A 13,451-nucleotide genomic window follows, 5' to 3' on the forward strand; every position below is an offset into this window, starting at 1 on the left:
TTGTGATTTATACTTGAAAAAAAATGCAGTGGACGTTATTAGAACTGAAATTAAAAAGATGATAAGAATAGTAATCTTCATATTGGTTTTCTTTTTTATAAAAGAAAAAGTTTTTTAATTGACATGATTTGAGGTTTTACCTAGAATTATACTCAACTTTGACGCGGCGTCGACTAGTCTTGTAGCTCGTTGGGGTCATAACCCGAGAGTCGGCGCTTCAAATCCCCCCCGGTGCCATTTAGTTGATAATTTTCTTCTCCTGAGACCTACTTTTAAATTAACCATTTCGTTATTGTGCACAGCAGTGGGATTGATCAGTCAGTGTTGATTCACCGATTCTTCCCAAAATTATAAGATATCGCGATTCCGCCGTAGGTGTTAATAGTTGGGGCGGGTTCAAAGAAATTACCGGCTACGGCATTTATTCGAACATTATCATTATATTTCTGATTAAAGAGGTTTTGAATACCAAAAAAGGGAGAAATAGTCAAACCTTTATAACTCTTTTCTAAACCGAGACGGACATTTGCTGCTGTATACGAGGGGTTCTTAACGGTGTTTTCATCATTAACGAAAAATGAGCTCACATATAATAGGTCCACGCCGGCAAAGAACCCAGACGAATGATCGTAAAACATCTCAAGATTTAGCACATTCGGCGGCTGACCGGGTACTTTGTTGCCATCAAAATTAAGCCCTTCAGTTCCGAAGGTCTTGTATTTGGAATTTAGATATGTATAGGCTAAACTCGTTCTGAGACCCGTTATTAGTTCAAAGTCTAGTCCGAATTCCAGTCCGTATCGCCGCGATTTTCCTGCGTTCCTAAAAAAGGTACGACCATCAATTACAAAGGGAATCAACTCATCACGCAATGTTATATAATAAAGAGCAAGCTGATAGTTCAGTCGATCAAAGGCTTGTCCTTTAACTCCAATTTCGTAGTTGATAGCTTCTTGAGGCTCTAAATCGGGATTGAGTCCTCCGTTTCCCCCTGGATGGTTCACCAACTCCGTAGTGGTGGGCGTTTCGAAGGATTGAGCTATGTTCAAGTACATATTTGCTGCAGGTACAGGACTATACAGTAATCCAAACCTTCCGGTTGGCTGCTTGAATGTGCGTGAACCAGATTCATCTGGTTCGAGAAAGTCATCAACAAAAAAGCGTATATAATCGAATCGTCCTCCTAGAAATGCGACCAGGTTGTCTAGAAGATTAAACTCTTCTTGTATGTATGGTCCAACACTGGTCACATCCTCGTCCTGATCAAGAAGAAGTTTGTTGCCCTTTGTACCGTTGATGTTATCGAAATTTTTTCTCTTATCGTCCTGTTTTTCTATGTCGACACCGATAGTAAAACGATTATTAAATCCAAATAAATCACCGAGATACCCATATTTAAATCCTCCACCAACGAATACACGGTCTAGTTCTACAATAACAAAGGGAATCGAGTTTTGAAATTGCCGTAACGAAGCAAAACCATGGACTTCTAGATCGTGAAGGCTTGAAAAATTACTTCTATAGATCATACCGAGACGCTGGTCTGTGACCTCTTCTCCAGCCTTAAAAACCCTATTTAGGGGAGCAGCCTGGCGTCTGTCTTCATTAACTTCCGTACCTGTCAGACCTCCCGGGTCTTCAGCACTGGGTGAGTCTAATAGGGTCATCAAAATGGTCAGGTCAGAGTTTTCGTCGAGATCCAACCTTACTTTACCACTTAGCAAGCCATTCTCGGTGAAACTCTGGTCCCTGTAACCATCATAGCTAAGGTAAGATAGGTTGAGAAAATAATTCAAGGGCCCGGTTTGACCACCCATCTTCACTTGGGGTTTGATGAGACCGAATTGACCGACGGTTGTTCGTTCTTGTAAAAACGGTTTTTTCGGCCCTTCTTCGGTTATGATGCTTATTACTCCACCAGAGGCATTCCCGTAAAGGGCTGAGATTGGTCCTCTCATAACCTCAATCCGCTGCGTTGCCCCGAGATCGAGTGTATCAACCTGGCTCTGCCCATCGGGCAGAGTTAGCGGGATCCCATCGACAAGAATCTTGATCCCGCGAATCCCAAATGCGGCACGTGAGCCAAAGCCTCTTATCGAGATGCGAGTGTCCTGCGCGAAATTGAAACGGTCTTGAATGAATACGCCCGGGACGCGAATCAACGACTCCCCCAGACTCAATGTTGGCTGACCTAGCTGAATGTCATCCTTCCCAATTACGCTAATTGCAGCTGGAAACTTGTAAAGCGAAATGGGCACCCGCGGAGCAGTGACAATGACTGGTTCTAACTCGATCGCTGATCGTGTTTCGGTATCCATAGTATGTTGACTTGATTCGACCTGGAGCAATTTATCGGCATTCGCCTTGCTATCTACTGTTTGTAGTTGAGATTCCTGCGCCGAATCAACTATTGCAGGGTTTATCAAGATATTGTAAATACTCAATAATGATAGTAATACTTTTGTAGATTTGGTCACGAATGCACACTGTTATTAACGGTACGTAGATTGTATATATATAACTTATCTTGCAACATTATGGGGCGTTTAGGTATTTAAAGTTCCAGTTACCCATATCATTTTGGCTTTAGATTTTGTAGATAGAAAATTGCGGTAAATTAGAAGATCTTTATGCCATATCATGTATCAAACCTGTTAATTCCTTAGCCTTCTTGATATAATTTAACGAATTTTATCAGAATCTTAACCAACTGTTCAATTTATTTGAGTCGATAGTTAACGGTTTAGGCTTCTCTGATCCTATGTAATTAAGGGGCAAAAATTGCTATTAATGATCGTTATTGCGGTTATTGCGGGAGTTGTATCACAAATCCTTTCCGTAATCATCGGATTACCCAGCATAGTTATGCTTTTTATAGTGGGAATTTTTCTGGGTCCAGAAGTATTGGGTTTTCTGGATCCCGAGGTATTTGGGAAGGGTTTTGAAACAATTATAAGACTGTGCGTTGCCATAATACTATTTGAGGCTGGTCTGAACCTTGATAAATCAGAGATAAAAAAACACCAGAAAATAATATTACCTTTAATTACATACGGGGCATTGATCACAATGGTATTTGGGGCTATATTCGCCATCATTATAACTGACTTACCTTGGTCTCTGGCATTTCTTTTTGGCTCTTTAGTCATTGTAACTGGTCCCACAGTGATTCACCCCCTGTTGAGAAGAATAAAGGTGGAGTCAAGGTTGAAAAACATCCTGGAGACTGAGGGTGTTATCATCGACCCTATAGGCGCCATAATAGCAATATTTGTGTTTGAGCTTATATTGGAGGAATCGCATTCATTCTTGTTTAATGTATTTCTTGTGTTTTGGAGGTTGGGAATAGGGATCGTTATTGGTGGTGTTGGGGGCTATGTAATAGGAAAGATTGTAATGAAATTCTCTATTGTCATGGAGGACTTTGTAGATTTGTTTGTCTTGGCTTCTGCCCTAGGAATTTACGCTCTGTCTGAATCTGTAATACCCGAGTCGGGTTTAATGGCCTCCGTAGCTTCCGGAGCAATCTTGGGTAATATGGATATTCCGGAAGAAGAACCCCTTAAAAAATTCAAGGGCAAGCTTTCAATCCTGGTAATATCAGTTCTATTTGTTCTGCTGGCTGCGAACTTAGAAATTCGACATGTTATCTCTTTAGGTTGGGGTGGGGTAATTGTAGTTCTAGCAATACTAATGATTGTGCGGCCATTACAGATATTCTTAACAACCCTCGGATCGGATCTCCGTTTCAACGAAAAAGTGTTTCTATCGTGTATAAGCCCAAGAGGAATAATCGCAGCATCTGTGGCGTCTATTTTTGCCTTACAGCTTAGCAAAAAGGGAATCGATGGGGGAGATCTGGTCCAGGGGCTCGTTTTTCTAACGATTGGTATCTCCGTTATTCTACAGGGAACAACTGCTAATACGGTTGCAAAACTTTTAGGTGTCCTTGTTGAAAGTCAAAAAGCAGTGATAGTAGGGGCTAATGCCTTCGGTCGGGTTGTGGGCAAGCTGCTAAAGATGAATGGGAAGGAAGTTGGATTTGTTGATTCTAATGAATACCTTGTGAGATTGGCGACTCAAGAGGGATTTGAAGCTATCGAAGGTAATAGCCTTGACCTGGATGTTTTGGAGAGAATAGGATTGGGCGATGCAGACACAACTCTTGCAGTTACCACCAGCAACAAGGTAAACATATTTGTCAGCAGGCTTGCTAAAATAGATTTCGGCATAAAGAATTCAATCCCGGTTTTGAATAAGATCAGAGGGGACGTTGATAAAACGACTGCAGAAAAGTTAGGTTTAGATATTGCCTTCGGTAGATCTTTAAGTATGTATGATATCAATCCAAAGATAGAAAAGGGAGAATATAGGATTATACAGTGTATATTGATCGATTCTACGAATGTGAAAAAGGTTGAGCATTTGTCACTTCAGGATGAGTTTATTCCTATCATTATAATAAGTTCAAAATCTAAAGTACCAATGATTTGCAAGAGTAGTCTCAGTATTGAAGAGGGCGATAAAATTGTCATTATCGACCTAAGTAATGGTGCGATAAGTTTAGATAGGGCTTTTTTTAAAGATTGTTCTCAATTGAAGGTATAATGTAGCACTATGCATTTCAAAGATCTGCTTCGATGGATCATTTCAAGATTTCTTGAGTGATTTCGATTGGATAGATAGAATTTATCGTATAGAGAATCACTTTGGATAAGGTCTCTGTTTTTAACATTGCGAGGTCGGAATCACCCAGAACCATATCGATTTTAGAGCTCTTTAAGAAAAATTGTGTCGGAAGTTGGAGTGTTCTGTACCAAAGCGACATTTAATAAATAGACTAATATGTTTCTTCAAAGAGAATAAGTAAAGGAAGTTTCATGAATTGAGTGGAATGCCTATGGGTTTCGATATCAAGGACTACCTTTCCAGTAGAAAGGTGCTGGTCGATAAGACATTATTGGAATATCTGCTGAGATTCAAAAGCGATTTAAGCAAACTTCATGAATCAATGCTCTATAGTGTCATGGCGGGCGGGAAAAGGCTTAGACCAATACTTTGTATGGCTTCCTGTGAGATGTTAGGGGGCAACATAGAAAAAACATTCCCTGTTGCTTGTGCAATTGAGATGATTCATACATATTCATTGATCCATGATGACTTACCATCGATGGATGATGATTTATTAAGACGAGGGAAACCAACTAATCATAGCGTTTATGGAGAAGCATTGGCTATTCTTGCCGGCGATGCACTTCTAACAGATGCCTTTTGTCTCATTGTTGATGAGGGGATCTCATTGAGATTGACGCCTTCACTAGTTGTAAGTGTCATAAAGGATATTGCTGAGGGTTCGGGATCTCATGGAATGGTTGGAGGCCAGGCTATTGACCTTTCTCTTGAAGGTAGTAAAGTGGTGACTCTAGAGATGAGTGAGAGGGTTCATTCGTTAAAAACAGGGGCTTTAATCGAGGTATCTGTAATGACGGGTGCGAAGATTGGTGGAGCGAATCGCGAGCAGCTTTCTCAGCTCAAATCGTATTCAAAAGCACTTGGGCTAGCCTTTCAGATCATTGACGATGTGCTTGACATAGAAGGCGGGCGGGAGATCGGAAAAAGCAGAGGAGTAGATGTAAGAAAAAAGAAGGCAACATATCCAAGTTTAATCGGAGTTGAAAACGCAAAAAAAATGGCTGCTAAGCTAACGAATGAGGCTATCGATGCCTTAGAAGATTTTGGCAGTGAGGCAGTGGCACTCCGTGAAATAGCCCACTATTTGGGAGGGAGGACATATTAAGGGTAGAGAAAGAATTGATCTGTTACTGGTAAAAAGGGGATTGGTTCCCAGTAGGGCTCGGGCGCAATCCCTGCTGATGTCAGGCGTTGTATTCGTCGAAGGGACTAGGGTGGATAAAGCTGGAACACTTATCGCATCAGATTCTAAGATAATCATAAAGGAAGAGCCCCGAAGATTTGTGGGAAGAGGGGGTATAAAGCTGGAAGCGGCTTTGAATAGATTCAATATCAATGTTACCGGCAAAGTTGCGCTCGATATCGGGGCCTCCACCGGTGGATTTACAGACTGCCTTCTTCAATTTGGAGCAAGAAAGGTGTACGCTATCGACGTTGGATATGGTCAAATCGATTGGGGTCTTAGACAGGATAAAAGGGTTGTGGTCATGGAGAAAGTAAACGCTAGGTATTTAAAACCCGAAGACATAGGTGAGTTGGTTGATATTTCTACGATTGATGTATCCTTCATTTCACTCACATTGATAATCCCTAGGGTGAAGAATTTACTTAAACCAAATGGAATACTGATCGCCCTGATTAAACCACAATTCGAGGTTGGTAAGGGCGAGGTGGGAAAGAAGGGTGTAGTGAGGGATGAGTCTAAATATAGTATGGTAATAGAGAAGATTACTTCATTCTTAGAGGGGGAATACTTTGATATTATGGGAGTTATACCTTCACCTATCCTTGGTGCAGAAGGGAATAAAGAATTTCTTGTTGTGGGAGCTAAAAATTAAGTTAGCTCTTCGATCTAACCGGATAATTCCCTGACGGGACGGGGCCCAATTGTTCTGCTGTTATTGCGAAATTTTTTCTTCGATATAGGATAAAGTCCCAAATTGAGCGATCTTAAGCCTGAACGTCCTCCATAGATTAATTGACTCGAAATCAATCGGGACAAGAATGTCCCGACTATCCATAAGAAATACCGTCTTCAGTAACGATAGGCGGGGTTTTCCAACCCCGCATGGATAAGACAAAAGGAATGGAAACAAACCTGTCATCGCCTGATATCATCTTTTTACATCCTTCCAATCTGAAAGAAATCTTTCAAGCCCGGCATCGGTTAACGGATGCTTGACTAGTTGCTTAAAAACCCTATAAGGCATGGTCGCAACATGTGCCCCTGCTTTTGCCGCTTCAACTACATGTACAGGATGCCTAATGCTCGCCACTAATACTTGGGTATTAAAGGCGTAATTTTTGTAAATGTCGACAATGTCTTTCACTACATTCATTCCAATTTCGGAGATGTCATCAAGCCTTCCAACAAACGGGCTGACATAGGTAGCGCCCGCTTTAGCGGCAAGTAACGCCTGTGAAGCAGAGAAGATAAGTGTGACATTAACTTTGATTCCCTCATCAGACACGATCTTTGTTGCCCTTATTCCGTCTTCTGTAAGAGGCATCTTTACTACAACATGGGGATGAATTCCGGCAAGTTCCCTAGCCTCATCGAGCATTCTCTCTATATCAGTGCTTATCACCTCTGCGCTTACAGGTCCCTTCACAATCTCGCATATTTCCTTTACTAATTCTTTAAATCCCTTCTGTTCACCTTCCTTGGACACTAGGGTAGGATTCGTTGTTACGCCATCCAGGACTCCAAAACTTGCGGCATCCCTTATTTCATCCAGGTTTGCGGTGTCTAGGAAGAATTTCATCGCTTAACCTCCTATTTCGTTACCCGAATATAACATAATTTATTTATCGAGTGAAGATGAATTTTTTGTGCTGATTAAACCCCTAAGAGGATTTGACAATCCGGTGAATATCTGAAAAATATCATTCTAAATGTATAGTATAAACTAACAAGTATGGCTAATAGAAAAAAATCGGCAATTAAAAGACATCGGCAGGATTTGAAAAGAAGGGCTAGGAATATGAATACCCGTTCAAAATTGAGAACCCTTGTCAGAAATATCAGCTCTGCTATCGATTCTAAAGACCTGCCCAAGTCCCGGGAGATGTTAAGGGTTACGATTTCCGAGTTTGATAAGGCTGCTTCAAAGGGTGTAATTCATAAAGGGACGGCATCAAGAAACATATCCAGGTTCTCAAAAAAGGTGTATGACCTTTCAAAATCATTACCTCAATCTTCTCCGACCTAACGATTATAATCGCTACCTGCACATTTCTAAAACTAATTTTGTAAGAATCTGATGACCTGGAGCATAGCTAGTCTTTAATTTTTTATCCACTTGGTAGAGACTTTTCATTATTTCCCTGATCTCCCCAAAGGTAAGGTTTTTTGCCTGTTCCTGTGCATAGTATAGGGCTCCGGATGAAATTTTAACTTCCTTAAGAATTTGATCCCTTGTGAATCTCTTTTCAATAAGTTCCTTTACTCTCCAGATAAGTCTAAATCGCCAGCTCAACATATTTAGTATTGATACGGGGTCCTCGCTCTTTGATTCAAGATCCAGCAATGCCCTTAGTGTATTTTTCTTGTCCTTTTTGGCAATTGCATTTAATAGTTGGAAGATATTTTCAAACTTGATTTTTTCTGTAATCCTTTCTACATCGATAGCGTCGATTTTCTTTTTTCCAGCAGCGTATAGTGATAGTTTTTCTATCTCTGTTTTGATATCTTGCAAATTTTCACCTAATAGTGACGTCAAATGCAGCACCGCCTCTTTCGTTATCTCGTGACCGTAATCCGCTGCGATTTCACTGATTGCTGAATGCAAGTTGTTCTTGTCAACTGTTGTGTCGACTATAAAAATATTCTCATTATTTGTATTCTCTATACTCTTAGTGTCATTAAATTGAAATACTAGACAAGTGAACGATGACGGTGATTGAAAGTACTTTTCAAACGGTTTTAATTCATTTGTAGGCAATTTCTCTGCATTTTTCAATAAGATAAGCCTCTTATTGCCAAACATCGGGTAGGTTTCTGCCAACGAGATAATATCATCTGCAGATGTTGTATCGCCGTGAAAAAGTGAGTAGTTCAGCTCGGGGTTCTTAATGAAGATGTGTTTTTTTAATCTATCAATGGCCTGTTCAATCAAAAATGCCTGTCCGCCAGTGAAAAAATAGACAGGTCTTACTACATTGTTATCGAGATCACTGTAAAGACTTTGCAGATTGATTCTATTTGATAACTTTTTTTTCATCTTGAAAACTGTAAGTAGTTTATGGATTAATTATATTTCATTAGCAACTCTTCGGCAATTCATCTAAGATTATAATTTTGCGGTATATAAAGGGTAACAATATGATACGACGCTACGTTGAATGGATATACCTCCATGATGTCGAGTACTCTTTTGGAATTGACCTGCAGGGTATATTACACAAAAGGGTGTCATGTCTACGCTCAGATACAACTGGATTTCTTTTGCTTGTTGAACATAGATCAGTTATTACGATTGGAAGATTCGGTAATAATAGTAATATCTTATATCCCGAAGAATATTTAAAAGAAAGGGGTATTGTTGTGCATAAGGCGTCCCGCGGGGGAGATGTCACTTTTCATGGACCGGGCCAGCTCGTTGGATACCCAATAATAAATCTGAGGGGTTTTAAGTTGGGGATTAAATCTTATGTAAATTTATTAGAGGAAACAATAATTGATGTGCTTAAAGATTTTGATATAGTGGCGGAGAGGAGGCATGGGTATCCGGGTGTCTGGATTGGCACAGAAAAGATCGCCTCTATAGGTATCCAGGTGAGTAAACGCATATCTATGCATGGGGTGGCATTGAATGTAAGCAATGATCTCGATAACTTTTCTCTGATAGTTCCCTGTGGCATTAGTGAGGGGGGTGTAACATCCGTAAAGAAATTGATTAATGGTACAATTCCGCTCGGGCAGGTCGCACATTGCTTTGCCAGGGAATTCGGGAAGAAATTCGATGCTCAAATCGAGGAAATCCCCGATTTGAACGGGTCGTCTATTCTAAGAGATGAAACTAGTACGAATATAATCGAAAAGTTCATGATTTAAGGTGGTTATATCTCAATTAAAGGGACGCTCCAAGCTTCGAAACCATACGAACGGGGACATGGGTTACACATATCTCCTCCCCCATTTGTGGACCACCCTAGCTTGGTACCCCCTTTATTGAAGCCGAAGGGGTGATTAAATTCAGTTAACATTTTTCGGAGGATTGTGGTATTGATGATTAATTATACAATATCAATGCGCTCAGGTTGAACGGAACGGAAACATACAGGAAGTGCCAGAGAAATAATGTATACTCCTCATCTTGATCGCGCCCTTTGGGACAAGATTCTGTGAACTTTTTACCTTCCACTAGGAGGAGCATATCAGTCTTACCCCTCCTAAGAGAACCGATCGCCCTGAGCTCAGTCGAAGGGCGCATTAAACCAGTAAATTATGCCAGAATTATTTTTGAAGGAATTCACCCTTCGAGAAGGGTGAACGGAGTCACTTGTAATTTTGTTTGACGACTGAAGGATCGGCTTCCCATCCCTCCTCGGATAGCTCAGGGAGTTCGCCGAGCGGGCGCAGCGCAATCTGTATGAACAAGGAACCTGTCTTTGGGTCCCCCCAATTCATTTCGGCCGAGACGAAAGGGAGGCGGTGGGTGAGTTATGGGTACTCTCTTTCGCAAATCTCTAGCTCGTTGAAAAAGTAACTTATTTCAAATAAAGCTGATTCAGAGGAGTCGGATCCGTGAACGATATTTTGTTCTATGTTAGATGCGTAATCGTTTCTAATCGTTCCCTTAGCGGCTTCATCGGGATTTGTAGCGCCCATAATTTCACGTAACTTATTTATTGCATTGTCACCTTCAACTACGGTAACTACACAAGGACCAGAGGACATGAAATTGGTCAGACTGGAGAAGAATGGTCTATCTTTATGTACGGCATAAAATCCTTCTGCTTGTTTTTTTGAGAGTTTTATCATCTTCAGTGCAATCAATCTAAGGTCAGCACTTTCAAACCTACTTAAGACCTCACCGATCAAATTTCTTCTGACTCCATCTGGTTTAACTATAGAGAGTGTTCTTTCCAATTTTACAGCCTCCAAGCTTTTATTTTCCGGTTAAGTTTTCTTCTAAGCCTTTGATTTGTCAAATTATTGTTAGAAAAGGCTAGCTTAACTAATATTAAAGATGATTAATTTCGTCGATTGATTTTTCAAACATACTGTGCTGTGTATACTAGATTGAAATGCTCAAAATATTTATGGATGATGTTTATTTTGAAATATGCTTTATCGACGCAACATTCAGTAATTGCGCTAATTTATTAACTTTTATAAAACGTAAAAATATATTTTAAAAATCCGAGGTTTGAATTTATTATTGTAAGACGATATCAAGTCGTATCTATTTGAACCCTTTATTGAGATATTAAGTTCAAAATACCTTTCCGGTGGAATCTTCGATGCAAGGATTTAATTCTGACACGGATTACAGTCAAACAAACAGGCGTTGGTATGCCGTATATACTGTAGTTAGGCATGAAAAGGCTGCAGACAGCGCCCTTAAAGAAAAGCAAATAGAAACCTTTTTGCCCCTTGGAGAAGTTATAAGTCGATGGAAAGATAGAAAGAAAAGGGTTCTTTTACCACTTTTCCCCGGATATCTCTTTGTAAACACGACGTTAGACTATAAATTAAATATTCTCAATACTCCTGGGATAGTTAGGATTCTTGGTATATCTGGAACACCTGCTCCAATACCGGACGATCAGATTGAATCGATAAGGAAGCTCCTTGAGAGCAAGGCGCTATTCGATCCACACCCATATTTGAGTGAGGGGAAAAAGGTGATAGTCACGCACGGGCCTCTTCAGGGGATAGTTGGAAGAATTATAGAGAGGAGAGGGTTAAGTAAGCTTATACTCTCAGTTGATCTCATTAAGAGAGCTGTTTCAGTAGAGGTGGATATCGAAATCGTTGAGCTCATAGAGCCTTAACCTACTTAAAACATTCAAAAGTTTATGTTTATGATGATAATGGAATAGGTCTGTATGGAATCCTTAGTTGATATGTTTCTAATTACTTAAATTATTCCAATCATCTCAAATTTCCGTATGATGAAAGCAAGTTGCGGTTACTATCTTAGGCATATAAAGAGTGCAACCGCGATATAAGTGTCCGATTTTTGCTTAGAATGGCTTCGATTATCCAATCATCATACTTATAAAGATCTTCCGTTTCGTCTTAATAAAATGATCAAGCTTATAAGCCGAACAAATATAAATAATTTTAGTAAGTTAAGAACATAACACCACTTTGGTTGCGAAAGATCTGGTTATCAATGACCCCTATGAAAATAATGCTTGACATTGACTTTCGATATATATTATCATTGTATTCATAATGGCTTATGAAACGCTTCCAAAGGATAAATATTATCTAAATGTCGGAAATAAAAACGCGAAGTTTATTGCAAGATACTCAATTTACACAGATAGCGAATGAAATTGCTCTAAAAGCAAAAGATGCCTCTAATTGTTTAGCCAAAGTAACTTCTCGTTCCAAGGATGAAGCCCTGTTAGCTATGTCCAGGCTGGTGTCTTGTGAAGCGAGTTTTATAATCGAAGAGAATAATAAAGACTTAGAAGATGCTAAAAATGAGGGTCTGTCTTCCGCTTTCATTGACAGACTTACAATTAATCCCGCCCGAATAAAGGCCATGTCAGATGGCTTGAAAGAGGTCGCCGCCCTTCGTGACCCAGTTGGTGAGGTTCTGAGAATGTGGAAAAGACCAAATGGGTTAATCGTTGGAAAGATGCGAATACCTATCGGTGTGATCGGAATAATATATGAATCTAGGCCTAACGTAACTGCGGATGCTGCGGGTTTATGTATAAAGGCCGGCAACGCTGTGATTCTAAGGGGAGGTTCAGAATCAATAAGATCTAATGTCGCCATCGGGAAATTGCTGAGGAAAGCCCTTAATAAGGCTGATCTTCCTGAAGATTCGCTACAGATAGTTTCTGTTGCTGATAGGTCTTTTGTTGTAGAGATGCTGAAACTTGAGGATCTTATTGACCTTATTATACCTAGAGGAGGGGAGGGGCTGATAAGGTTTGTCACCGAGAACTCAAGGATACCGGTATTGAAGCACTATAAGGGGGTATGCCATATTTTTGTCGATGAATACGCTGATCTGGAAATGGCTGAGAATGTTTGTATCAACGCAAAGGTTCAAAGGCCAGGCGTATGCAATGCTGTGGAGACTTTACTTGTCCATGAAGGTATAGCAGAGGAATTTCTTCCGATACTCATCAAAAGATTTGAGACAGAGAGGGTTGAAATTCGTGGTTGTAACAGAACTAAACAGATTGTTCCGCATGTCAAAGATGCGATGGAAGGAGATTGGTTTAATGAATACCTGGATCTAATAATAAATGTTAAGGTTGTTCTTAACATGGGGGAAGCAATATCGCATATCGAGAAATATGGATCGAACCATACGGAGGCAATTATCACTAAAAGTTATCATAATGCTCAGTACTTTTTGAATAGTGTGAATTCATCAACCGTTCTGGTTAATGCATCTACTAGGTTTAGTGATGGATTTGAACTTGGGTTGGGCGCAGAGATTGGCATCAGTACTTCGAAACTCCATGCCTATGGCCCTATGGGGTTGGAAGAGCTTACCATCACAAAATACATAATTTATGGGGATGGACAAACGCGAAATTAAATTAATACAAGGAGGACA

The 13,451-nt window shown here is 40.2% G+C and carries 11 protein-coding genes; 7 read left to right on the forward strand and 4 right to left on the reverse strand.

Going from position 1 to position 13,451, the window contains the following annotated elements:
• Window positions 1-329 precede the first annotated feature (329 nt).
• Entirely contained in the window at window positions 330-2,426 is a 2,097-nt protein-coding gene (locus tag VGA95_04435; GenBank protein ID HEX9665789.1) for a TonB-dependent receptor, read from the reverse strand.
• A gap of 364 nt (window positions 2,427-2,790) precedes the next feature.
• On the opposite strand from VGA95_04435, the gene VGA95_04440 reads away from it, so the two are divergent.
• From VGA95_04440 to VGA95_04450, 3 genes are all read left to right on the forward strand, one after another.
• Entirely contained in the window at window positions 2,791-4,608 is a 1,818-nt protein-coding gene (locus tag VGA95_04440; GenBank protein ID HEX9665790.1) for a cation:proton antiporter, read from the forward strand.
• 292 nt (window positions 4,609-4,900) lie between these two features.
• Complete coding sequence (locus tag VGA95_04445; GenBank protein ID HEX9665791.1) at window positions 4,901-5,797, forward strand: farnesyl diphosphate synthase; 897 nt, start codon at window positions 4,901-4,903, stop codon at window positions 5,795-5,797.
• Between the two features lie 19 nt (window positions 5,798-5,816).
• Window positions 5,817-6,530 carry a TlyA family RNA methyltransferase gene (locus VGA95_04450; GenBank protein HEX9665792.1) on the forward strand — a complete coding sequence of 238 codons (714 nt, stop codon included), beginning with the start codon at window positions 5,817-5,819 and terminating at the stop codon, window positions 6,528-6,530.
• Between the two features lie 276 nt (window positions 6,531-6,806).
• Here the strand turns inward: VGA95_04450 and fsa are convergent, their stop codons facing one another.
• Window positions 6,807-7,457, reverse strand: a complete 651-nt coding sequence (gene fsa / locus VGA95_04455; GenBank protein ID HEX9665793.1) for a fructose-6-phosphate aldolase — start codon at window positions 7,455-7,457, stop codon at window positions 6,807-6,809.
• Window positions 7,458-7,610: 153 nt separating this feature from the next.
• Here fsa and rpsT point away from each other — a divergent pair, with 153 nt between their 5' ends.
• Window positions 7,611-7,904, forward strand: a complete 294-nt coding sequence (rpsT, locus tag VGA95_04460) for a 30S ribosomal protein S20 (GenBank protein ID HEX9665794.1) — start codon at window positions 7,611-7,613, stop codon at window positions 7,902-7,904.
• 12 nt (window positions 7,905-7,916) lie between these two features.
• On the opposite strand, the gene holA is transcribed toward rpsT, so the two are convergent.
• Entirely contained in the window at window positions 7,917-8,915 is a 999-nt protein-coding gene (gene holA, locus VGA95_04465) for a DNA polymerase III subunit delta (protein HEX9665795.1), read from the reverse strand.
• A 101-nt stretch (window positions 8,916-9,016) separates the two neighbouring features.
• On the opposite strand from holA, the gene lipB reads away from it, so the two are divergent.
• Window positions 9,017-9,748, forward strand: coding sequence for a lipoyl(octanoyl) transferase LipB (gene lipB, locus VGA95_04470; GenBank protein ID HEX9665796.1), 732 nt, complete (start codon window positions 9,017-9,019; stop codon window positions 9,746-9,748).
• A 609-nt stretch (window positions 9,749-10,357) separates the two neighbouring features.
• Here lipB and ndk read toward each other — a convergent pair.
• Entirely contained in the window at window positions 10,358-10,786 is a 429-nt protein-coding gene (gene ndk, locus VGA95_04475) for a nucleoside-diphosphate kinase (GenBank protein ID HEX9665797.1), read from the reverse strand.
• Window positions 10,787-11,160: 374 nt separating this feature from the next.
• Between ndk and VGA95_04480 the strand changes: the two genes are divergently transcribed.
• Together VGA95_04480 and VGA95_04485 are read left to right on the forward strand one after the other, a co-directional pair.
• Window positions 11,161-11,694 carry a UpxY family transcription antiterminator gene (locus VGA95_04480; protein HEX9665798.1) on the forward strand — a complete coding sequence of 178 codons (534 nt, stop codon included), beginning with the start codon at window positions 11,161-11,163 and terminating at the stop codon, window positions 11,692-11,694.
• Window positions 11,695-12,140: 446 nt separating this feature from the next.
• Window positions 12,141-13,433 (forward strand): glutamate-5-semialdehyde dehydrogenase, encoded by a 1,293-nt coding sequence (locus VGA95_04485; protein ID HEX9665799.1) that lies wholly within the window; start codon window positions 12,141-12,143, stop codon window positions 13,431-13,433.
• The last annotated feature ends 18 nt before the right edge of the window (window positions 13,434-13,451 follow it).

The organism is Thermodesulfobacteriota bacterium (assembly GCA_036397855.1).
Classification (GTDB): domain Bacteria; phylum Desulfobacterota_D; class UBA1144; order Nemesobacterales; family CSP1-2; genus DASWID01.